This is a genomic window from Luteimonas rhizosphaerae, from assembly GCF_002849595.1.
GTDB classification, from domain to species: domain Bacteria; phylum Pseudomonadota; class Gammaproteobacteria; order Xanthomonadales; family Xanthomonadaceae; genus Luteimonas; species Luteimonas cellulosilyticus.
In genome coordinates this window covers 206,583-228,335 of record NZ_NRQR01000008.1, presented here as the reverse complement: position 1 = coordinate 228,335, position 21,753 = coordinate 206,583, and the positions used below count along the sequence as shown (strand labels likewise).

Below are 21,753 nucleotides of genomic sequence, written 5' to 3'. Positions count from 1 at the left end.
GATCGCAACCCCCACATTCCACGCTTTTCCAGGAAGCCAAGATGGCCACTGAAATCAAAGTTCCGGTCCTGCCCGAATCCGTCTCCGACGCGACCATCGCCACGTGGCACAAGAAGGCCGGCGACGCCGTCAAGCGCGACGAGAACATCGTCGACCTGGAGACCGACAAGGTCGTCCTCGAAGTGCCGTCGACCGTCGACGGCGTGATCAAGGAGATCAAGTTCGAGGAAGGCGCGACCGTCAACAGCCAGCAGGTCATCGCGATCATCGAGGAAGGCGCCGCCGCTGCCCCGAGCGCCGAATCCGGTGCCAAGGACAAGGAAGCGCCGGCCGCCGGCGCCGAGGAAGTGCAGTCGAAGCCGGAGGCCAAGAAGGCCGACGACAAGGCGCCGGCCTCGACCAAGCCGCAGTCGTCGGGCTCGAAGAGCAACGACCTGCCGCCGGGCGCGCGCTTCACCGCCGAGACCAAGGGCATCGACGCCTCGCAGGTCGAAGGCACCGGCCGCCGCGGCGCCGTGACCAAGGAAGACCTGCTCAACTACGCCGCGGGCAAGACCCCGGGCGTGTCGGGCGGTGCGCGTCCGGAAGAACGCGTGCCGATGACCCGCATCCGCAAGACCATCGCGGCGCGCCTGATGCAGTCGAAGGAATCAATCGCGATGCTGACCTCGTTCAACGAGGTCAACCTGGGCAAGGTGATGGCGCTGCGCAAGGAGCTCGGCGAACAGTTCCAGAAGGACCACGGCATCAAGCTCGGCTTCATGAGCTTCTTCGCCAAGGCCGCCGCCAATGCGCTGGCCAAGTACCCGGTGGTCAACGCCTCGGTCGACGGCAACGACATCATCTATCACGGCTACGCCGACATCTCGGTCGCGATCTCCACCGACCGCGGCCTGGTCACACCGGTGCTGCGCAACGTCGAGCGCCAGAGCTTCGCCGACATCGAGCAGGGCATCGCCGACTACGCGACCAAGGCGCGCGACGGCAAGCTGGGCCTCGACGACCTGCAGGGCGGCACCTTCACGATCACCAACGGCGGCACCTTCGGCTCGCTGATGTCGACGCCGATCGTCAACCCGCCGCAGTCGGCGATCCTGGGCATGCACGCGATCAAGGAACGCGCGATCGTCGAGAACGGCCAGGTGATCGCAGCGCCGATGATGTATCTGGCGCTGTCCTACGACCACCGCATCATCGACGGCAAGGACGCGGTGCTGTTCCTGGTCGACATCAAGAACCAGCTCGAAAACCCGCATCGCATGCTGCTCGGCATGTGATGCCCCGCGGCCCCCTCTTCGGAGGGGGTTCGCGCTTGTGGCGCCTGTGCCGCGCCCCCACTTCTGCCGTCCAGGCAACCTGCTGTTCCGGCAGGCATCGAACGAAGGATTTCCCCATGGCTGAACAATTCGACGTCGTCGTCATCGGTGCCGGCCCGGCCGGCTATCACGCCGCGATCCGCGCCGCGCAGCTCGGCATGAAGGTCGCCTGCATCGACGCCGCGCTGGGCAAGGACGGCAAGCCCGCCCTCGGTGGCACCTGCCTGCGCGTCGGCTGCATTCCGTCGAAGGCGCTGCTCGATTCCTCGCGCCAGGTCTGGAGCAAGGGCCACGTGTTCGGCGACCACGGCATCAGCTTCAAGGACGCGAAGATCGACGTCGAAGCGATGGTCGGCCGCAAGGACAAGATCGTCAAGCAGTTCACCGGCGGCATCGCGATGCTGTTCAAGGCGAACAAGATCACCCCGTACTACGGCTTCGCCACGCTGCACGCCGACCGGCTGGTCAAGGTCGCGCAGCACGACGGCAGCGAGATCGAGCTGACCGGCACCAACGTCATCATCGCCGCCGGGTCGGATTCGATCGAGCTGCCGTTCGCGAAGTTCGACGGCGACACCATCGTCGACAACGTCGGCGGCCTCGACTTCACCGAAGTGCCGAAGCGCCTGGCGGTCATCGGCGCCGGCGTCATCGGCCTGGAGCTCGGCAGCGTGTGGAAGCGCCTCGGCGCCGAGGTCACGATCCTCGAGGCGCTGCCCGATTTCCTGGCGCTGGCCGACGCCGAAGTGGCGAAGACCGCGCTCAAGGAATTCAAGAAGCAGGGCCTGGACATCAAGCTGGGCGCCAAGGTCTCGAAGACCGAGGTCACCGGCAAGGGCAAGAAGAAGGAAGTCGTCGTCAGCTACACCGACGGCAGCGGCGAGCAGTCGCTCACCGTCGACAAGCTGCTGGTTGCCGTGGGCCGCAAGGCCGCGAGCAAGGGCCTGCTGGCCGAGGGCAGCGGCGTCAAGCTGACCGAGCGCGGCCAGATCGAGGTCGACGACCACTGCCACACCGGCGTCGACGGCGTCTGGGCGGTCGGCGACTGCGTGCGCGGCCCGATGCTGGCGCACAAGGGCTTCGAGGAAGGCATCGCGGTCGCCGAGCTGATCGCCGGCCTGCCCGGCCACGTCAACTTCGACACCATCCCTTGGGTCATCTACACCGAGCCGGAGCTTGCCTGGGTCGGCAAGACCGAGCAGCAGCTCAAGGACGAAGGCACGCCGTACAAGGCGGGCAGCTTCCCGTTCGCGGCGATCGGGCGCGCGGTGGCGATGGGCGAGCCGGCCGGTTTCGTCAAGGTCATCGCGCATGCCGAAACGGATCGCGTGCTGGGCATGCACCTGGTCGGCGTCGGCGTGTCCGAGCTGGTCCACGAGGGCGTGCTGACGATGGAGTTCAAGGGCTCCGCCGACGACCTCGCCCGCATCTGCCACGCGCATCCCACGCTGTCGGAGGCGATTCACGACGCCGCGATGGCGGTCGACAAGCGCGCGATCCACAAGGCCAACTAACCGGCCGCACCCGCGAAGGCTCCGCCCCGGCGGAGCCTTCTGCGTTTTTGCCCCGGCGACCGCCCCATGTCCAGCCCCGCATTGCCGCCCCGCGTCACGGGTGCCCTCTACGCCGCCGCCGGCGCGCTGTTCGTGATCGGCGCCGTCGCCAGCGACCGGCTCGCATTCGCCGCGGTCGGACTCGCTTTCATCGGCCTGGGCGTGCGGCTGCTCGTCCGCAGCCGCAGCCCCTGACATTCCACTTCGAGTCCCGCCATGCCCCTGAAGTCCATCTGCGTCTATTGCGGCTCCAACGCCGGCAGCAAGCCCGTCTACGCCGAACGCGCCAGGGCGCTCGGCGAACGCATTGCCCACGACGGATTACGCCTCGTCTACGGCGGCGGCAACGTCGGCCTGATGGGCATCGTCGCCAATGCGGTGCTCGAGGCCGGCGGCGAAGTCACCGGCGTGATTCCCCAGCAGCTGGCCGACTGGGAGGTCGCGCACCGCGGCCTGACCGAGCTGGAGATCGTCGGCTCGATGCACGAGCGCAAGGCGCGGATGTTCGAACTGTCCGACGGCTTCGTCGCCCTGCCCGGCGGCTTCGGCACGATGGAGGAGATCTTCGAGATGCTGACCTGGCGCCAGCTCGGCATCGGCGACAAGCCCTGCGCCTTCCTCGACGTCGCCGGCTTCTACGCGCCGTTGATCGGCATGGTCGACCGCATGGTCGAGGAGCGCTTCCTGCACGCCGACCAGCGCGCCGACCTCTGGTACGGCAGCGACATCCCCACGATGCTGCAGTGGATGCAGTCCTACACGCCGGCGCAGGCGTCGAAGTGGCTCGACGCGAAGCACAAGCCGGCAGTCGTGCCCTGAGCGCAGGCGCTGCGCACGCGCGCTTATCCTGACGCCGTCGGCGCATCGACGCGCCGCCCGAATCCGACGAGGTCCATCGCATGTCCCTGCCTGCCCGTTTCCCCGCGTTCCGCATCCACGACGACGCCGCGGGCTACCGCAGCGGCGTCGAACAGATCGCGGTCGACGATCTGGCCGATGGCGAGCTGGTCATCCGGGTCGCGCATTCGTCGGTCAACTACAAGGACGCGCTCGCCGGCACCGGCGAAGGCAAGATCCTGCGGCGCGCTCCGCTGGTCGGCGGTATCGATGTCGCCGGCCACGTCGTGGCATCTCGCGACGCGGCGTTCCGCGAAGGCGACGCGGTCCTGGTCACCGGGTGCGGCCTGTCGGAAACCCGCGACGGCGGCTATGCGGCGTATGCGCGGCTGGAAGCGGAATGGGCGGTGCCCCTGCCGGACGGCCTGAGCCTGCGCGAGAGCATGATCCTGGGCACCGCCGGCTTCACCGCGGCGCTGGCGCTGCTGCGCATGCACGACAACCGGCAGACGCCCGATCTCGGACCGCTGGCGGTGACCGGTGCGACCGGCGGCGTCGGCTCGCTGGCCGTCGACATCTTCAGCAGTGCGGGCTTCGAGGTGCACGCGATCAGCGGCAAGCCCGAGCATCGCGACTACCTGACCGCGATCGGCGCGCACACGGTGCTCGGTCGCGATGCGCTGGCGACGACGCGGCCGATGGCCTCGGTACGCTTCGGCGGCGGCCTCGACAACGTCGGCGGCCCGATGCTGGCCAGCCTGCTCGCGCAGACCACGCCCTACGGCAACGTGGCCAGCGCCGGCCTCGCCGCGAGCCCGACGCTGGACGCGACGGTGATGCCCTTCATCATCCGCGGCGTGTCGCTGCTCGGCATCGCCTCGGCCGGCACCGCGCGCGACCTGCGCGACCGGGTCTGGCAGCACCTGGCCACCGACTGGAAGCCGCGGCACCTCGAGACGATCTGCACGCGCGAGGTCGGACTCGACGGTCTGCCCGACGTCTTCCGCACGCTGCTCGACGGCCGCGCACAGGGCCGGACACTCGTCACGCTTTGATTCGCGCCGCGTGTTCACGCATCGCGCGCACCGCTAGAATCGACGCTCTTTCCAGGGGGATCTCATGGCGCGCATTCTGATCGTGGACGATTCGCCCTCACAGTTGATGGGGATCCGGCGCATCGTCGAAAAGCTCGGCCACCACGCGCTGACCGCGGACGACGGCCAGGCGGGCGTCGAGGCGGCCAAGCGCGAACTGCCCGACCTGATCCTGATGGACGTGGTGATGCCGAACCTCAACGGCTTCCAGGCCACGCGTTCGATCACGCGCGAGCCCACAACCGCGCACATCCCGGTGATCCTCGTGACCACCAAGGACCAGGACACCGACCGCGTCTGGGGCATGCGCCAGGGCGCCAAGGCCTATCTGACCAAGCCCTTCAGCGAAGTCGAACTGTCGGACGCAATCCTCAAGACCATCGGCGCCGAGCGCCCGCCAGTCGCGGGCTGAGCGCCCGGACGCGCGCGCGCCCCCGGAGACCTGCGCAGCCGCCGACCGGACCCTCGCCTGCGTCTCGCGGCGGGCGATCCAGGTCGCCGCAGGCGGCCTGCATCGCCGCCCCTCAGGTGCGGCGCCACTCTCCGGCGAACGTATCGCGCAGGGTTTCGTAGGCCGCGGTCTGGGCCGCGGCGCGCGGCGTCGGCGCCTGGATTTCCAGCTCCACGAGCTGGTCGCCCGCGCTCGTCGCACCGCCCGCGAGGCCACGCCCGCGCAGCCGCAGCTTGCGGCCGGCTTCCGATCCCGCCGGGATCTTGAGCTCCACATCACCGCCGAGCGTGGGCACGTGCACGGTCGCGCCGAGCGCGGCTTCCCACGGCGCCACCGGCAGGGTCAGGATGATGTTGCGGCCGTCGACCTCGAACCGCGGATGGGCGGCGTATTCGATTTCCAGCAGCAGATCACCGCCCTGGTTGCCCTGGCGCGGCAGGCGCACCACCTGCCCGGGTTTGATGCCCTGCGGAATCCGCACTTCGAAGGTCTTGCCCAGCACGGGCACGCGCACCGTGTCGCCACGGTGCACGGTCTCCAGCGAGACCGCGAGGCGCGCGCGCGTGTCGCCGCGCGGCGGCACACCACGCCCGGGCTGCGGGCCGTGGCCCGGGCCGCCCTGGAAGCCGCCGGCGCGGCGGCCGCCGAACATCTGCTCGAAGAAGTCGCTGAATCCGCCGCCCGCGCCGCCACCGGCGAAGATCTCGTCGAAATCCACGCCGCCCGCACCCGGACCGCCGAATCCGCCCGGCGGCGGCTGCACTTCGTCGCCCGGCCGGTAGCCGCGCGCACGCAACTGGTCGTAGGCACCGCGCTTCTGCGGGTCGCGCAACGCTTCGTAGGCCTCGTTGACGGCCTTGAACTTGTCTTCCGCCCCGGCCTCCTTGCTGACGTCGGGGTGGTACTTGCGGGCGAGTCGGCGGTACGCGGTCTTGATTTCCGCATCGCCTGCGTTCGGCTCGACGCCGAGAATCTCGTAGTAATCCTTGAACTGCATCTTGAAGTCCGATGCGGCGCGTGGACGGCGCCGGTGCGAATGGGATGCCTGAACCGGCAGCGGCCCGCAGGATACCTGCAGGCCGCCGCTTCCGTCGTGATCCGGGCGCCAAGCCGGGGCGTGGCGCGCCGGGGTGGCCGCTTACTGGCGCGTGGCCGGGTCCTGCGTGGTGCCGACCTCGATCCGCCGCGGCGTGGTCTCGGGCAGCTTGGGAATGCTGATTTCCAGCACGCCGTTGTGGCCGGTCGCGGTGACCGCGTTGGCATCGGCGCTGTCGGGCAGCGAGAAGCGGCGGTGGAACTGGCCGGCGCTGCGCTCGATCCGCGAGAACCGCACCTCGCTTGCGTCGTCGCCGGATTCGCCCGCCGACGCGCGGCGCTCGCCCTTGAGGCTGAGGATGCCCTTGTCCATCCAGATCTCCACGTCCTGCGGATCCACCCCCGGCAGGTCGGCGAGGATCACGAAGCGCGCGCGCTCCTCGCGGATGTCGACGCGCGGCACCCACTGGCTGGTGACGACCGACGAGGCGTCCTGGGCCTCGCTGCCCTGGGCGAAACGTTCGAGGAATTCGCGCATCTCGTCGTGCAGGCCACGGCGGGCGTCGCGATGCTGGCGGCGGTTGAGCGGCTGGAACTGTTCGTGTCGCATGGGATGACTCCGTAACGGGGGCGGCGCGTTGCGGCCGCGATGTCCCCGATCTGGGAACGCCCGCGGACGTTTCAAGCCACCCGCCCGCGTCCGGGACGACCGGCTAGACTGCGTTCACTTCCCCCGTCCGAGTGCCTGCGCATGACTATCCAGATCGGCGACGCGATCCCCGAGGTCGCCCTCAAACACATCCACGACGGCGTGCGCGTCATCGACACGCCGACGCTGTTCGCCAACAAGCAGGTCGTGCTGTTCGCGGTGCCCGGCGCGTTCACCCCGACCTGCTCGGAGCATCACCTGCCCGGCTTCGTCGCGCAGTTCGAGGCGTTCCGCAAGCGCGGCATCGACGTGATCTGCCTGTCGGTCAACGATCCCTTCGTCATGCAGGCCTGGGGCGACAGCCAGCAGGTGCCCGACGGGCTGCTGATGGTGTCCGACGGCAACGCGGAGTTCGTCAAGGCGCTGGGCCTGGCGATGGATGCGAGCGCCTATGGCATGGGCACGCGCGCCAAGCGCTTCGCCCTGTACGCGGATGACGGCGTGGTCAAGCAGCTCTTCGTCGAGGCGCCCGGCGAGTTCAAGGTCTCGACCGCAGACAACGTGCTGGCGCACCTGGACTGACGCATCCGGTCGGACGTCTGCGCGCGCACGTCGTCGCGCCAGGCAGCCGCCGCGTTCGCAACGCGGCGTGGTCCCGAGGCCATGACATCGCGGGAACGGCCGGAGCGGCGCAGTGCCGCCGGCGTCCACTCGATCGAACCACCCGCGGGCGCGTCACCGCGCCCGCGTCGTGCTTACGGCTGCGGCGCTGCCGGCGCGTCGGTCGTCGTGCCGGCGTCCGGTCCGGTGACCGGATCGCCATCGAGTTCGCTGTCGACATCCGCGATCGCGCCATCGACGCGTTCGATGCCCTGCAGGCGTTCGTCCTTCGACAACCGCATCAGCGTGACGCCCTGGGTGTTGCGACCGACGCGGGAGATCTCCGACGCGCGCGTCCGCACCAGCGTGCCGCCATCGGAGATCAGGATGACCTCGTCGCGGTTGCGCAGCAGCACCGCACTGACCAGCCGGCCATTGCGCTCGGTCGTCTGGATGCCGATGACGCCTTGGGTGCCGCGCCCCTTGCGCGGGTATTCCGACAGCGGCGTGCGCTTGCCATAGCCGTTCTCCGTCGCGGTCAGGATGTAGGGAATGTCGTCGCCGGCGCCGGTCTCGACGACCGTGGCATCGCCGTTCGACTCGACGACGGCCTCGTCGCCCGCCTCGTTCTCGCTTTCGTCGTCGAGACCCGCTGCCGGCTCGGCGACGATCAGGCTGACGACCTGCTCGCTGGCCGCCAGACGGATGCCGCGCACGCCGCCGGCGGTGCGGCCCATCGAACGGACCTTCTCCTCGCCGAAGCGCACGGTCTTGCCGTTGGACGCGAACATCAGCACGTCGCGCGAGCCGTCGGTCAGCGCGACGCCGATCAGCGCGTCGCCCTCGTCGAGGCGGATCGCGATCTTGCCGCGCGCCAGGCGGTAGGCGAATTCGGTCAGCGGCGTCTTCTTGACGGTGCCGTTGCGGGTGGCGAAGAACACGAACTGGTCGTCCGCGTACTCGCGCACCGGCACCACGGCCTGCACCTTCTCGTCCGCTTCCAGCGCGATCCAGTTGATGATCGGACGGCCGCGTGCATTCGGGCCCGCGTCGGGCAACTGGTGCACGGGCAGCCAGAACACGCGACCGGCGCTGGTAAAGGTCAGCAGCGTGTCGTGGGTGTTGACCAGCCACAGCTGCTCGATGAAATCCTCGTCCTTGGTCGCCGCCGCGTTGCGGCCGCGGCCGCCACGCTTCTGCGCGCGATAGGCGCTGACCGGCTGACGCTTGGCATAGCCGGCGTGCGACAGCGTGACCACCACGTCTTCCGGCGCGATCAGGTCGAGGATGTCGAGATCCTCCTCGCTGGCGCGGATCTCGCTGCGGCGCTCGTCGCCGAACTCTTCCTTGACGTTGCGCAGCTCGTCGCGGATCACCTCGAGCAGCACGTCGGGATTCTCGAGGATCTCGATCAGGCCGCGGATGGTCTCGAGCAGCTGCTTGTATTCCTCGGTCAGGCGGTCCTGCTCCAGCCCGGTCAGGCGGTGCAGGCGCATCTCGAGGATCTGCTGGGCCTGGACTTCGGTGAGCTGGTACATGCCGTCGACGAGACCGACGCCGTCCGGCAGATCTTCCGGACGCGAGGCATCCGCGCCCGCGGCGCCGAGCAGCGAGGCGACGAGTCCCGGCGCCCAGGTGCGCGCCAGCATGCGCTCGCGCGCCTCGTTGGGATTGGCCGAGGTCTTGATGAGCTCGATCATCTCGTCGATGTTGGCGAGCGCGACCGTCAGGCCTTCGAGGATGTGCGCACGGTTGCGCGCCTTGCGCAGCTCGAAGATCGTCCGGCGCGTGACCACTTCACGACGGTGACGGACGAAGGCCTCGAGGATCTGCTTGAGGTTCAGCAGCTGCGGGCGGCCGTCGACCAGCGCCACCATGTTGATGCCGAACACCGACTCCATCTGCGTCTGCGAATAGAGGTTGTTGAGCACCACCTCGGCCGATTCGCCGCGCTTGACCTCGATGTAGATGCGCATGCCGTCCTTATCGGACTCGTCGCGCAGCTCGCTGATGCCTTCGAGGCGTTTTTCCTTGACCAGCTCGGCGATCTTCTCGATCAGCCGCGCCTTGTTGACCTGGTAGGGAATCTCGGTGACCGCGATCGCCTCGCGGCCGTTGTCCGCGACCTCGATGTCGGCGCGCGCGCGCATGCGCACGCGACCGCGCCCGGTGCGGTATGCCAGATGGATGCCACCGACGCCGTTGATGATGCCCGCGGTCGGGAAATCCGGGCCGGGGATGTATTCCATCAGGCCGTCGATGTCGATCTCGGGATTGTCGATCAGCGCGATCAGCGCATCGACCACTTCACCGAGGTTGTGCGGCGGAATGTTGGTCGCCATGCCGACCGCGATGCCGGCCGAGCCGTTGACCAGCAGGTTCGGGAACCGGGTCGGCATGACCGTCGGCTCCAGCTCCTTCTCGTCGTAGTTGGGCTGGAAATCGACGGTTTCCTTGTCGATGTCGGCCATCAGCTCGTGGCTGAGGCGGGCCATGCGCGACTCGGTGTAACGCATCGCCGCGGCGGAGTCGCCGTCCACCGAGCCGAAGTTGCCCTGGCCGTCGACCAGCATGTAGCGCAGCGAGAACGGCTGGGCCATGCGCACCAGCGTGTCGTACACCGACTGGTCGCCGCGGGTGGTACTTACCGATGACGTCACCGACGATACGCGCCGACTTGAAATACGCCTTGTTGCTGTGCGCGCCGAGCTCGTGCATCGCGAACAGCACGCGCCGGTGGACCGGCTTGAGACCGTCGCGCACGTCGGGAAGCGCGCGCCCGACGATCACGCTCATCGCGTAATCGAGGTAGCTGCGGCGCATCTCGTCTTCGAGATTGACGGGAATGATTTCTTTCGCGGAATCGACCATCGAGGGTGCTTGCATCCTGGCTACGCGGAACGGTTGCGGCGTGTCTGGCCGGTTGGGCTGACACGCCACGGGCGACCGCCCGCAACGCATCGAAAAAGACGGAGCAGGATACCACGCGCGCCTTGTTCGACCAAGCCTTTCCAGCGCAAAAACAAGGACTTAGCGTGCGCTCGGCACAACTTCCGCGTCGATTCGCACGCCATTCGGACTACGGCGCGGCATGCAGGCCGAAATCGCGGTCCGCGAACGCGGATTCCGGCATCCGCACGCCGCGCCGGATGTCGCCGTCCAGCTCGCGTCTCGCCCGCGAATCCGTGGGATCAATGGGTCGAACACGGAACCGCGATACCGCTCGACGCGTCGCGGAAGTACCCGGGTCCTGCCGTCGATGGCACCGGTGCGTTTGCGTCGTCAGCCGACGTCGCACCACGGGCTCAGCCACGCGCGCGCTGTTCGTGCGCGGCGCCAGGGCGCGCGCCAGACGGCGACCGCTGACGCGCCGCAGCGTTCATCGCGAGCGCCTCGAATCCGCGAGTGGCCAGCGGTGGCGCGCGCAACGGGCTGGCGCATGCGCGCCCGCGGTGCTCGCAGTGCGGTCAGCCGAACAGCGCCCGCATCTTCCCGGTGGTCGGCTGCTCGACGACCCCACGCTCGGTGACGATCGCGTCGATCAGCTCGCCCGGCGTCACGTCGAACACCGGGTTCCAGGCCTGGATGCCGTCGGCGACGGTGCGGGTGCCGCCGATGCCGAACAGCTCGCCGGGATCGCGCTGTTCGATCTCGATCTGCGACCCGTCCGCGGTGTCCATATCGACGGTTGACGACGGCGCGACGACCATGAACTTGACGCCGTGATGGCGCGCGGCGATCGCCAGTTGGTAGGTGCCGATCTTGTTCGCGGTGTCGCCATTGGCGCAGATGCGGTCCGCCCCGACGACGACCCACTGCACCAGCCCACCCTTCATCAGGTGCGATGCCGCCGAGTCGGCGATCAGCGTCGCGTCGATGCCGTCCTGCTGCAGCTCCCACACCGTCAGGCGCGCGCCCTGCAGCCACGGCCGGGTCTCGCCGGCGAATACGCGCGCGATGCGTTGCTGCGCCATGCCGGCCCGGATCACGCCGAGCGCGGTGCCGAAGCCCGCCGTCGCCAGCGACCCGGTATTGCAATGGGTCAGTACCCCGCTCCCCTCGTCGATCAGCGCCGCGCCGAGCGCGCCCATGTGGCGATTCGCCGCCAGATCCTCGTCGGCGATCGCCTGCGCTTCGCGCGCCAGCATCTCGCGCCAGTCACCACCCGCAGCGCCGAGGACGCGGCGCATGCGCGCGAGCGCCCAAGCGAGGTTTACCGCCGTCGGCCGCGCGGCGTTGAGCCGCTGCAGCGCCGGCTCGAGCTTCATCAGCGCCGCCTCGCCGTCATCGGCCTCGATGTCGCGCGCGCCCAGCACCGCGCCCCACGCCGCCGCGATGCCGATCGCCGGCGCCCCGCGCACGGTCAGGTCATGAATCGCCTGCGCGACCTCGTCGCTGGTGGTGCAGGACACGTGCTCGACCACGAACGGCAGCTTGCGCTGGTCGAGCAGATCGAGCGTGTCGCCGGTCCAGAGGATCGGGCGGATGTGGTCGTAGCGGTCGAAATCGAGGGGGGGTGTGTTCATGGGGGCATTGTAAATCGAGGATGTTGGCTTGCTGTTGGTGGGGTTGAAAGCCGAGTTCTCGCGACGACCGTCGCGTCCCGCCCCTGCCCCTGCCCGCCAGCAGGATCAGCGCTGCCTACACCGTCAACACTGTTGGCACTGAGTGCGACGAGTCTGCGAGACCCGTCATTCCTGCGAAAGCGGGATGCGCCCTTCAACAGCGCGTAGCGCTGGTCATCCATTTTGATGTTGGCCCCGCTTCGGCTTCGGCTTCGGCTTCGGCTTTGGCTTTGGCTTTTTGGCTTTGGCTTCTGGCCTCTGGCTTTGGCTTTGGCTTGGGCTTTGGCTTCCAGCTCTTGATCTGAATCGAGCCGTAAAGCGAGCCGAGCATCGCAGGGCGACGGGGTCGAAGAGCAGCCCATCTCTGAGCGCAGCGAGTTTGGGCTGCGTGCCCCGTCGTCCGAGAAGCGCAGGGGACCGCCGCGGCTGTATCGCGGCGGATCGCGTCCGGCGAAGACGGTTTCGCTTACTTTTGCCAAGACAAAAGTAAGCCGCGCGACAGCGCGGAAGCCCTGTTCTTGATCTTCGCTCCTGCGGTTGATTCCTTATTTGCTTGGCGCGTCGAAGTCGAGGCGACGAGCTAAAAAGCGCAGGCAAGTGCAGAGCTTTCGCCCGGTGCGCGTGCGAGTCCCTTTTGGATGGACCCAAAAGGAACCAAAAGGTCCCTTCGCCGGACGCGACCCGATGCGGTGAAGCCGCATCGGTGCCCTGTGCTCCTCGCCTGGCGTGGCACGCAGCCCAAACTCGCTGCGCTCAGACATGGGCTGCTCTTCGGCCACGCCAGACTCCGGTGCTCGGCTCGCTTTACGGCTCGATTCAAGTCAAAAACTTGGAGCAGAGCCAGAGCCAAGCCAGAGCCAGAGCCAAGCCTGAATCCAGATCAAAACGGATGCCGGCGTTCGCGGGCACGACGACGATGAAATCGGGTGAAGCGCCGAAACCGCGCGAAAAACTACCCCCGCGCAAAATCGAACGCGATCACATCGGCAATCCGCGCCGTCCCGAGCATCGCCATCATCAGGCGATCCACCCCCAACGCCACGCCCGCGCAATCCGGAAATCCGGCATCCAACGCATCCAGCAGCGCGTCGTCGATCGCCGGCAATTCATCACCGCGCGACCCACGCACCGCATGATCCCGCTCGAAGCGCGCGCGTTGTTCCGCGCCATCCGCGAGCTCGTGATAGCCGTTCGCGAGTTCCAGTGCGCCGAGATACAGCTCGAAGCGTTCGGCCACCGGCACGCCATCGCGCTCGGCGACACGCGCGAGCATGCATTGCGAGGCCGGGTAATCGTGGACGACGAGAATCCGGTTGGCCGGGTTCGCGGGCTGGATGCGATGCGTCATCAGCAGGTCCAGCCAGTCGTCGCGGGTCAGGCCGTCGGAATCGAGCTGCACGTCGCCGAGCGCCGCCTGCAACGCGGCGTCGGATGCGGTCATCGGGTCGAGTCCGAGTGTGTCGAGGTACAGGGCGCGATACGTGGTCTGCACCACCTCGGCGCGCCGGTCCACGATCGCCAGCGCATCCTGCACCAGCGCGACGGTCTCATCGGCCAACTGGTGCTGGCCCCAGCCGACCCGGTACCACTCGAGCATCGTGAATTCGGGATTGTGGCGACCGCCGGCCTCGCCGTCGCGGAACACGCGGCCGAGCTCGTAGCAGTCGCCGAAGCCTGCGGCGAGCAGACGCTTGAGTGGAAATTCGGGTGAGGTGCGCAGCCAGCGCGTACGCAGGCCGGCCGACACGTGGCCGCCGAATTCCGTCCGGAAACTGGCGACGTTGGGGTCGGTGTTGCCGGCCTGCGACAGCATCGGCGTCTCGACCTCCGACACGCCGCGTCCGGCGAAGAACGCCCGCAGCGTTGCGTTGAGGCGCGCGCGCAGGCGCAGGGCATCGAAGCTTGCGGACGGCCGCATCGACACGCTCACGCCTGCGATTCGAGGAATGCGAGCAACGCCGCTTCGTCCCAGATCTCGATACCGAGCGCCTGCGCCTTCGTCAGCTTCGAGCCGGCCGCTTCACCGGCGACGACCAGCGAGGTCTTTTTCGACACGCTGCCCGCGATCTTGGCACCCAGCGCTTCGAGTCGTTCGCCTGCCTCGTCGCGGGTCATCGCCTCCAGACTCCCGGTCAGCACGACGGTCTTGCCGTCGAGCGGACCGCTGGTCTTCGCTACTTTGGCCGGCGCCGCATCGAGCAGGCGCCGCATCGCGGCGTCACTTGCGCGCAATGCCGCCAATGCCGCCGCGTCGGCCAGGAATGCCGAGAGATTGTCCGCACCTGCCGACGACAGGCCGGCGCCGGTCCAGCCGCTCGCGTTCGCACGCAGCAGCGCGTCGAGCGTGCCGTAGGTATCGGCGAGACGTTCGGCACTCTTGCCGCCCAGTTTGTCGACGGGCAGCGTCGACAGCAGATGGGCGAGCCCCAGGCGTTCGCGCAGCGCGGCCGATGGCGCGGTCTCGTCGTTGAAGGTGATGCCCGCGGCGAGCAGCGCATCGACGACCTCGACATTGCCGGGCTGCTCGAAGAACGTCGCGATCGAACGCGCGACCTCGCCGCCGATGTCGGGCAGCGCCTGCAGCAGCACCGCCGGCGTCGTACGCACGAAGTCGAGCGTGCCCAGCCACTGCGCGAGCGACTTGGCCGTCGTTTCACCCAGATGCGGAATGCCGAGCGCGAACAGAAAGCGCGGCAACGTGGTGCTGCGACTGGCGTCGATTCCGGCGACGAGGTTTTCCGCCCACTTCGTCGCGAGCTTGCCGCCGGTTTCGACCGTCAGATGCGCGCGCAGGAACGCGGCGTCCTTCCACACCGGCGATTCCTGCACGAGCACGGCGTCGCCCTCGGCATCGAGCGCCAGTGCGCCCTTGCTGTCGGCGATCGCCTGCGCCAGATCCGCTGCGGTCGCGGCATCGAGCGCAGTCTTCATCCGCACGAGATCCTCGACCGTCAGCGCGAACAGATCAGCCGGTGAATGCACGAAGCCGAACTCGACCAGCGCCTCGGCCTGCTTGTCGCCGAGGCCTTCGATGTCCATCGCACGGCGCGACGCGAAGTGGCGCACGGCTTCCTTGCGCTGCGCGGAGCAGGTCAGGCCGCCGGTGCAGCGCCAGGCGGCGGCGCCCTCCTCGCGCACGAGGTCCGAGCCGCAGACCGGACACGTCGCCGGCATCGTCCATTCGACGGTGCCGGCCGGACGCCGGTCCTCGATCACGCGCACGATCTCGGGAATCACGTCGCCGGCGCGGCGCACGATGACCGTGTCGCCCTCGCGCACGTCGAGCCGGCGTATCTGGTCTTCGTTGTGCAGGGTCGCGTTGGTGACCGTGACGCCGGCCACCTGCACCGGTTCCAGCCGCGCGACCGGCGTGATCGCGCCGGTGCGACCGACCTGCACTTCGATCGCGCGCAGCACGGTGGACTGTTCCTGCGCCGGAAACTTGTGCGCCAGCGCCCAGCGCGGCGCGCGCGACACGAACCCCATCGTCGCCTGCTGATCGAAATCGTCGAGCTTGTAGACCACGCCGTCGATGTCGTACGGCAGTCCGTCTCGCGCGGCGCCGATGCGGCGGAAATACCCGATCAGGCCCTCGAAGCCGGTCGCGGTGTCGGCCTCGGGCGCGACCGGAAATCCGTAATCGCGCAGCAGCGCCAGCATTTCCGAATGCGTTTCCGGCAGTTCCAGGCCGACGACCTCGCCGACCGAATACGCGAAGAACGCGAGCGGCCGCCGTCGCGTGACCGCAGGATCGAGCTGGCGCAGCGAGCCGGCCGCGCCGTTGCGCGGATTGGCCAGCAGCTTCTCGTTGCGCTCCAGCGCCTGCGCATTCCACCGGGCGAACTCGCGGCGCGGCATGTAGATCTCGCCGCGCACCTCGAGCACGGCCGGCGCCGGTGCGCCGGTGTCGCGCAGCTTCAACGGCACCGCGCGCACCTGGCGCAGGTTCGCGGTGACGTTCTCGCCGGTCGCGCCGTCGCCGCGCGTCGCGCCCTGCACGAACCGGCCGTCCTCGTAGCGCAGGCTGATCGCGAGGCCGTCGAGTTTCGGCTCGACCGAGAACACCGGGGCATCGAGGTCGAGTTTCTGCTCGATGCGGCGGACGAAATCGGCAACCTCGGCGTAGCGCGCGCGGTCGTCGGCGTCGTCGCCCGCGTCCGCCGACTCGAATGCATTGGCCAGCGACAGCATCGGGATCGCGTGACGGACTTCGGGAAAGCCGCCGTCGGGTCGCGTGCCGACAGTGCGCGTCGGCGAATCCTCGCTGGCGAGCTCGGGATGCGCGGCCTCCAGCGCTTCGAGTTCGCGCAGCAGCGCGTCGTAATCGGCATCCGGCAGCGCCGGATCGTCGAGCACGTAGTAGCGGTGATTGGCGGTTTCGATCAGCGCGCGCAGCTCGGCGACACGCCCGGCGGGAGATGGAGTCGGCATGGGCAAATTGTAGGCTGATGGGCTGCCGTTGCAGGTGCGCGCCAGGGCGTGGCGGGGAGAATCTCTGCCGGCGTGCACGCGTCCCCGGTCGGAGCGCGCTGGCGCGCGACCGGGCGTCTTGCGAAGGCCAATCGCGCGCGAGCGCGCTCCTACGGGGCCGCGTGCGACCGCCCGCCTACGGAACGGCTGCGTAGGCAGCGAGTCGCGACGCCAGCGATCCGGTGTGCAGTTCGAACAGATGGTTGTCGAAATCGTGGAAATACAGCGACGCGCCCTCCCCTTCGATCCTCGGACGCGAGGGCTGGATCTCGACGCCGAGCCGCTCGAGGCGTTCGCGATAGCCGGGCAGCGCGTCCGCTTCGACCGCGAACGCTACGTGCTGGTAGCTGCGCACCGGCGGCGGTTCGCCTTCCATCGCCACCAGCCAGACGTTGCCGAGCAGAAAGAATTTCTCGCGCGACAGCGACCGGTCCGCGCCCGCGCTGTCGTCGACCTCGTGCGCGCCGAGGCCGGCGCACAGGAACGCCGCCATGCGATCCAGATCGCGGACGAGGAAGGTCAGATGGCTGATGCCGTGCACGGCGCGCCAGCCCAAGGCCGGCGGGTCCGCAGCCCGCTTACCAGCGTGGGCTGCGGGTCACCGGCGGCACGTCGTGCTCGCGGTCCCAGCTGCGCAGTTCGTCGCGCAGGCCGGCGACGCGCTGGCGGCCCAGCGCATTGCGCTGCTCGTCGAGCAGCACGCCGTCGAGCAATTCCGCCATGCGCTCGGCGGTCGGCAGCATCGCGTCCCAGGCATCGAGGGCCCGGACCGGCGCCGGCAGGGTCAGGAAGAACGCGATCGCCGGGGTTTCCAGCGTCTGGATCTCGGCCATCTCGAAACTGCCGGGACTGCGGATGTTGGCGACGCTGAAGATCGGGCCGCGTTCCGGATGGCCGTCGACCAGCCGGTGGAACACGTTCATGTGGCCGTAAGTCAGGCCGGTCTTCTCGGCCGCGACGACGATGTCCGGCCCGCGCAGGACGTTGCCGGCGCGCGCGGCGATGTAGAGGGTGATGATCTTGTCGAAATCGTCGGTGTTGCGCTTTCCCAGTTCGCTGTTGGGCGACACCGCGCCGACCGTCTGGTCGAGCAGGTCCATCTCGGCCTGCACGGTCTCGCCGTCGCCGGCCTCGCGCGGCACACCGTCATCCCCGAGGTCGCGCTCGAGCTGCGCGCCGAGCGTCGGCTCCAACCGCGCGTCCTGGTCGTCGGCGACGACGCGCCGGCCCTGGCCGTTGCGCGGACGCGTGCCGAAATACCAGATCGCGCCCATCAGCAGCACGCCGGCCACGATGATTCCGATCCGCAACATCCACTCGTCGGACATTCGTTGTGTTCTCCGTTCTCAGGCTGCGCCGGCCAGACGCGCGGCTTCGGCAAGGTCGACGGACACCAGTCGACTGACACCCGGCTCGCGCATGGTAACGCCACTGAGCTGGGAAGCGGCTTCCATCGTCGCCTTGTTGTGGCTGACGAACAGGAACTGCACCTGCTCGCTCATCTCGCGCACCATCGCGGTGAAGCGGCCGACGTTGGCTTCGTCGAGCGGCGCGTCGACCTCGTCGAGCAGGCAGAACGGCGCGGGATTGAGCTGGAAGATCGCGAATACCAGCGCGACCGCCGTCATCGCCTTCTCGCCGCCGGACAGCAGCGAGATGTTCGACACGCGCTTGCCCGGCGGACGCGCCATGATCGCGACGCCGGTGTCGAGCAGGTCGTCGCCGGTCAGTTCCAGATACGCATGGCCACCGCCGAACAGGCGCGGGTACAGCGCCTGCACGCCGGCGTTGACCTTGTCGAAAGTGTCCTTGAAGCGGCCGCGGGTCTCGCGGTCGATCTTGCGGATCGCCTCCTCCAGGGTGTCCAGCGCGGTCGTCAGGTCGGTGTCCTGCGCGTCGAGGTAGTCCTTGCGCTGCGCGGCCTCGGCGTGTTCGGCAATCGCCGCGAGATTGACCGGCTCGAGCCGGCGCAGCTTGGCGTCGAAGTCGGTGACGATCTTCTCCCAGGCCGGCGCACTGGCGGATTCGTCGAGTCCGTTGAGCACGTCCTCGACGACGAAGCCGGCCTCGACGACCGCGGCCGACAACTGGTCGGCGGCGATCACCAGTGCCTGCTGGTCGAGCCGGCGCTGGGCGATGGCCTCGCGCTGGGTCAACGCCTGTGCGTCGCGCTGCTGGCGCACCTGTTCGAAGCTGCGCAGTTCGTTGTCGATGCCTTCCAGCGCCGAGCGCGCGGCGGCCAGCGCCTGTTCGGTGCGGACGCGTTCCTCCAGCGCGACCTGGCGCTGGCGCTCCAGCGCATCGACCGGCGAATCGCCACCGGCCAGCTGCGCCGACAGCTCGCCGAGCCGGGTGTCGAGCTGGCCGCGCTGGCCGCCCATCCGCGCGAGCGCCTGGGTCAGCGAGGCGATCTGGGCACGCTGCGATTCGAGCGCCAGCGCCAGTGCATGGGTCGCGTCGCGCGAGGCGCGGGCCGCGGCGCGCGCGGCGTCGCGGGCATCGACGAGGCCGTGACGCTCGCTTTCCAGCACATTGCGCGCGGTTTCCAGCTCGGCCATGCGGCCGACCGCATCCTCGAGCCGGCTGCGCGATTCGCGCGCCTGCTGGGTAGCGCCGTCGAGCGTTTCGCCGAGCTGGGCGAGATCGGCATCGATCTTGGCGATGCGGTTGCGCGCCGCCTCGACGCGCCCCTGCTGGCTCTGCACCTGGCCGGCGAGTTCGGACACGCCGCGATGCGCCAGGTACAGCGCGCGCTGGGCTTCCTCGCGGTGCTGTTCGGCGGCGAGCAGGCGGTCGCGCGCGGCGGCGATCTGCTGCTCCAGCGCGTGTTCGCGTTCCTGCAGCGTGGCGATCTGCTCGCGCAGGGTCTGGATCTCGCGCTCGCGCAGCAGCGCGCCCTGCTTGGCCGCGCCGGAGCGCGAGACCCGCACCCAGCCGGCGCCGAGGCGCTCGCCGCTGCGGGTGATCACCGAATCGCCGTCGCCGAGCGTCGCCTGCAGCGCACGCGCTTCGGCCAGGGTGTCGGTGACGTGCAACCGCGCCAGCAACCGGCGGATCGCCAGCGGGCCCTGCACCTTGGCGGCGAGCGAGGTCGCCGCGAACTCGGCCGGCGCCGCGGTCGCCGAGACCAGCGCGAGCCGGCTTTCGCCGAGTTCGCCCAGCGCATCGACGAGCTCGGCCGGCACGTGGTCGCCGTCGACCAGCACGCCCTCGATCAGCTGGCCGAGCGCGCTTTCGACCGCGTTCTCCCAGCCTGCCTCGACCTGCAGGCGCTCGCCGACGCGCGCGGCGGAATCGAGCCCGCGCTGGCGCAGCCATTCCACGGCGGCGCCCTGCTCCTGGCCCAGCGCGGCGTTCTGCAGCGTTTCCAGCGACGACAGCCGGCCGCGGGCTTCCTGCGCCTGCTTGCGCACGCCGGAGATCTCTTCCTGTGCGCGGCGCTGGCCGTCTTCCATTTCGACGGCGGCGGCCTTGCGGCTCTCCAGCTCGTCGGTCAGCGTGTCGAGCGAGGCCTTCTGGTCGTCGTGGCGGATCTGCAGGTCGGCGAAGGCCTCGGCCAGCGCGTCGAGATCGAAGCCCGCGCGCTCGGCGACGAGCTGCTCGCGGCGGCGGTCGGCTTCCAGCGACTGGCGGTCGAGGTAGTCGACGCGCGTGCGCTCGACGTCGCCGGCGCGCGCGGCCTCGCTCTGCTCGCGGTTGTGCGCATCCCAGCGGGTCTGCCAGTCGGTCAGCGCGATTTCGGCATCGCGCAGCGCGTCCTGGCGCACGGCATCGTCGTCCTGCAGCTGGGCGAGCTGCGGCTCGGCGTCGGCGACGCTTTCATGCAGCGTATCGAGGCGCACCTGGTCGCTGCTGATGTGCTCGCCGATCTCGGCCAGCTGCGCCTGCGCTTCGTCGCGCGCCTTCAACAGGCGCGACGAGAGTTCGCGCTGATGGGCGATCTGCTGCTCGATGCGCGCCAGCGTGCCGCTGACTTCGTAGCTCTCGGCCTGCGCGCGGTTGAGCGCGGCGGACGCGTCCTCGCGGCGCTCGCGGCCGGTCTCGAGTTCGCGCTCGGCCTCGCGCTGCTCGGCGATCAGCTGCTGCAGCCGCGTCTCTTCCTGGGACAGTCCTTCGCGCAGCGCGCGCAGCTGGGCGTCGAGGGTGCGGAATTCCAGCGCCTTCCACTCGGCATCGCGGATCTTCCGCTCGCCCTGGATCGCGGTGTACTGCTCGGCCTGGCGGGCCTGGCGCTTGAGGTGCTCGAGCTGCTTGCCCACCTCCTCGCGCAGGTCGCCGAGACGGTCGAGGTTCTCGCGGGTGTGGCGGATGCGGGTCTCGGTTTCCTTGCGGCGCTCCTTGTACTTGGAGATGCCGGCGGCTTCTTCGAGATAGACGCGCAGCTCCTCGGGCTTCGCGTCGATGATCTGGCTGATCATGCCCTGCTCGATGATCGAGTAGCTGCGCGGGCCCAGACCGGTGCCGAGGAACAGATCGGTGATATCGCGGCGGCGGCACTTGGTGCCGTTGAGGTAGTAACCGCTCTGTCCGTCGCGGCTGACCGTGCGCTTGACCGAAATCTCGTTGAACGCGGCGAACTCGCCGGCGATCGTGTGATCGGAGTTGTCGAACACCAGCTCGACCATCGCCTGCGACACCGGCTTGCGCGCGGTGGAACCGGCGAAGATCACGTCGGTCAGCGAGTCGCCACGCAGGCGGCTGGCCGAGGATTCGCCCATCACCCAGCGCACCGCGTCAATGATGTTCGACTTGCCGCAGCCGTTCGGCCCCACCACGCCGGTCATGTTGGTCGGCAGGTGCAGCGTGGTTGGATCGACGAAGGATTTGAAACCGGCGAGCTTGATCGTGGACAGGCGCATGCGGCGTCGGGGTGCCTTGATGACGTCCGCCGGAGCGGCCGCCGTATGGAATGGGACGGGAAGATCACGCCCTGCACGGCCCGCGCTGGCGCCAAGTGCTTGAATCCACTGGCGTTCGCCCGCTGCCGACAGGGGCAAGCGGCCAGTATAACGAGCGCTGGCGCCGGCTGCCGGCCACCGGGAGGCGACTGGCTGGCATGGTGCGGCGGGGGTTCGGGCGTTGGACGGCAGACCGCAGCGGCGCGCGCCGTCGCTGCATCGGGACGGCGTCAGGCGCGCCTCCTCCGTCGTGGCAGTCGGACCCGACCGTCGACGTGCATGCCG

The 21,753-nt window shown here is 69.0% G+C and carries 17 protein-coding genes and 1 pseudogene; 7 read left to right on the top strand and 11 right to left on the bottom strand.

What is annotated here, in order from left to right; all coding sequences use genetic code 11:
• Positions 1 to 41: 41 nt before the first annotated feature.
• The 6 genes from sucB (at position 42) to pilH (ending at position 5,212) form a co-directional block, all read left to right on the top strand.
• Entirely contained in the window at positions 42 to 1,277 is a 1,236-nt protein-coding gene (gene sucB / locus CJ022_RS04450) for a dihydrolipoyllysine-residue succinyltransferase (RefSeq protein WP_101925459.1), read from the top strand.
• A gap of 116 nt (positions 1,278 to 1,393) precedes the next feature.
• Positions 1,394 to 2,830 carry a dihydrolipoyl dehydrogenase gene (gene lpdA, locus CJ022_RS04445; protein ID WP_101925458.1) on the top strand — a complete coding sequence of 479 codons (1,437 nt, stop codon included), beginning with the start codon at positions 1,394 to 1,396 and terminating at the stop codon, positions 2,828 to 2,830.
• 66 nt (positions 2,831 to 2,896) lie between these two features.
• The gene (locus tag CJ022_RS04440; protein WP_101925457.1) at positions 2,897 to 3,064 is read left to right on the top strand and encodes an MFS transporter; all 168 of its coding nucleotides are present in this window, start codon (positions 2,897 to 2,899) and stop codon (positions 3,062 to 3,064) included.
• Positions 3,065 to 3,091: 27 nt separating this feature from the next.
• Positions 3,092 to 3,688 (top strand): LOG family protein, encoded by a 597-nt coding sequence (locus tag CJ022_RS04435; protein ID WP_101925498.1) that lies wholly within the window; start codon positions 3,092 to 3,094, stop codon positions 3,686 to 3,688.
• 80 nt (positions 3,689 to 3,768) lie between these two features.
• Positions 3,769 to 4,761, top strand: coding sequence for a YhdH/YhfP family quinone oxidoreductase (locus CJ022_RS04430; RefSeq protein ID WP_101925456.1), 993 nt, complete (start codon positions 3,769 to 3,771; stop codon positions 4,759 to 4,761).
• A 64-nt stretch (positions 4,762 to 4,825) separates the two neighbouring features.
• A complete protein-coding gene (pilH, locus tag CJ022_RS04425) occupies positions 4,826 to 5,212 on the top strand; it encodes a twitching motility response regulator PilH (protein ID WP_101925455.1) in 387 nt (128 codons plus the stop codon).
• Positions 5,213 to 5,324: 112 nt separating this feature from the next.
• Here pilH and CJ022_RS04420 read toward each other — a convergent pair whose 3' ends face one another.
• Both CJ022_RS04420 and CJ022_RS04415 read right to left on the bottom strand, forming a co-directional pair.
• Entirely contained in the window at positions 5,325 to 6,248 is a 924-nt protein-coding gene (locus tag CJ022_RS04420) for a DnaJ C-terminal domain-containing protein (RefSeq protein ID WP_101925454.1), read from the bottom strand.
• 141 nt (positions 6,249 to 6,389) lie between these two features.
• Positions 6,390 to 6,896, bottom strand: coding sequence for an Hsp20/alpha crystallin family protein (locus CJ022_RS04415; RefSeq protein ID WP_101925453.1), 507 nt, complete (start codon positions 6,894 to 6,896; stop codon positions 6,390 to 6,392).
• Between the two features lie 141 nt (positions 6,897 to 7,037).
• Here CJ022_RS04415 and CJ022_RS04410 point away from each other — a divergent pair, with 141 nt between their 5' ends.
• Positions 7,038 to 7,517, top strand: coding sequence for a peroxiredoxin (locus tag CJ022_RS04410; RefSeq protein WP_101925452.1), 480 nt, complete (start codon positions 7,038 to 7,040; stop codon positions 7,515 to 7,517).
• 173 nt (positions 7,518 to 7,690) lie between these two features.
• Here CJ022_RS04410 and gyrA read toward each other — a convergent pair whose 3' ends face one another.
• The 9 genes and pseudogenes from gyrA to smc all read right to left on the bottom strand — a co-directional run bounded on the left by gyrA (position 7,691) and on the right by smc (position 21,429).
• Positions 7,691 to 10,195, bottom strand: coding sequence for a DNA gyrase subunit A (gene gyrA, locus CJ022_RS04405; RefSeq protein ID WP_425490807.1), 2,505 nt, complete (start codon positions 10,193 to 10,195; stop codon positions 7,691 to 7,693).
• A 64-nt stretch (positions 10,196 to 10,259) separates the two neighbouring features.
• A pseudogene (locus tag CJ022_RS17765) lies at positions 10,260 to 10,331 on the bottom strand (hypothetical protein); the annotation flags it as partial.
• 671 nt (positions 10,332 to 11,002) lie between these two features.
• Entirely contained in the window at positions 11,003 to 12,061 is a 1,059-nt protein-coding gene (gene mtnA, locus CJ022_RS04400; protein WP_101925451.1) for an S-methyl-5-thioribose-1-phosphate isomerase, read from the bottom strand.
• Positions 12,062 to 12,254: 193 nt separating this feature from the next.
• Entirely contained in the window at positions 12,255 to 12,431 is a 177-nt protein-coding gene (locus CJ022_RS17020; RefSeq protein WP_158238345.1) for a hypothetical protein, read from the bottom strand.
• A gap of 621 nt (positions 12,432 to 13,052) precedes the next feature.
• Entirely contained in the window at positions 13,053 to 14,018 is a 966-nt protein-coding gene (gene epmA, locus CJ022_RS04385) for an EF-P lysine aminoacylase EpmA (protein WP_101925497.1), read from the bottom strand.
• 8 nt (positions 14,019 to 14,026) lie between these two features.
• Positions 14,027 to 16,531 carry an NAD-dependent DNA ligase LigA gene (gene ligA, locus CJ022_RS04380; protein ID WP_101925448.1) on the bottom strand — a complete coding sequence of 835 codons (2,505 nt, stop codon included), beginning with the start codon at positions 16,529 to 16,531 and terminating at the stop codon, positions 14,027 to 14,029.
• A 175-nt stretch (positions 16,532 to 16,706) separates the two neighbouring features.
• Positions 16,707 to 17,126 (bottom strand): FosX/FosE/FosI family fosfomycin resistance hydrolase, encoded by a 420-nt coding sequence (gene fosX, locus CJ022_RS04375; RefSeq protein ID WP_284700098.1) that lies wholly within the window; start codon positions 17,124 to 17,126, stop codon positions 16,707 to 16,709.
• A gap of 22 nt (positions 17,127 to 17,148) precedes the next feature.
• Positions 17,149 to 17,898, bottom strand: coding sequence for a cell division protein ZipA (gene zipA / locus CJ022_RS04370; RefSeq protein WP_101925447.1), 750 nt, complete (start codon positions 17,896 to 17,898; stop codon positions 17,149 to 17,151).
• Positions 17,899 to 17,916: 18 nt separating this feature from the next.
• On the bottom strand, positions 17,917 to 21,429 hold the full coding sequence (gene smc / locus CJ022_RS04365; RefSeq protein WP_101925446.1) for a chromosome segregation protein SMC: 3,513 nt from the start codon (positions 21,427 to 21,429) through the stop codon (positions 17,917 to 17,919).
• Positions 21,430 to 21,753 lie beyond the last annotated feature (324 nt).

Bases quoted from the DNA above. Each gene is read 5' to 3' on its own strand.
- CJ022_RS04415 (WP_101925453.1), bottom strand. From the start codon at position 6,896: ATGCGACACGAACAGTTCCAGCCGCTCAACCGCCGCCAGCATCGCGAC.
- CJ022_RS04420 (WP_101925454.1), bottom strand. From the start codon at position 6,248: ATGCAGTTCAAGGATTACTACGAGATTCTCGGCGTCGAGCCGAACGCA.
- ligA (WP_101925448.1), bottom strand. From the start codon at position 16,531: ATGCCGACTCCATCTCCCGCCGGGCGTGTCGCCGAGCTGCGCGCGCTG.
- epmA (WP_101925497.1), bottom strand. From the start codon at position 14,018: ATGCGGCCGTCCGCAAGCTTCGATGCCCTGCGCCTGCGCGCGCGCCTC.
- pilH (WP_101925455.1), top strand. From the start codon at position 4,826: ATGGCGCGCATTCTGATCGTGGACGATTCGCCCTCACAGTTGATGGGG.
- smc (WP_101925446.1), bottom strand. From the start codon at position 21,429: ATGCGCCTGTCCACGATCAAGCTCGCCGGTTTCAAATCCTTCGTCGAT.
- CJ022_RS04440 (WP_101925457.1), top strand. From the start codon at position 2,897: ATGTCCAGCCCCGCATTGCCGCCCCGCGTCACGGGTGCCCTCTACGCC.
- zipA (WP_101925447.1), bottom strand. From the start codon at position 17,898: ATGTCCGACGAGTGGATGTTGCGGATCGGAATCATCGTGGCCGGCGTG.
- CJ022_RS04410 (WP_101925452.1), top strand. From the start codon at position 7,038: ATGACTATCCAGATCGGCGACGCGATCCCCGAGGTCGCCCTCAAACAC.
- CJ022_RS17020 (WP_158238345.1), bottom strand. From the start codon at position 12,431: ATGCTCGGCTCGCTTTACGGCTCGATTCAGATCAAGAGCTGGAAGCCA.
- CJ022_RS04430 (WP_101925456.1), top strand. From the start codon at position 3,769: ATGTCCCTGCCTGCCCGTTTCCCCGCGTTCCGCATCCACGACGACGCC.
- mtnA (WP_101925451.1), bottom strand. From the start codon at position 12,061: ATGAACACACCCCCCCTCGATTTCGACCGCTACGACCACATCCGCCCG.
- sucB (WP_101925459.1), top strand. From the start codon at position 42: ATGGCCACTGAAATCAAAGTTCCGGTCCTGCCCGAATCCGTCTCCGAC.
- lpdA (WP_101925458.1), top strand. From the start codon at position 1,394: ATGGCTGAACAATTCGACGTCGTCGTCATCGGTGCCGGCCCGGCCGGC.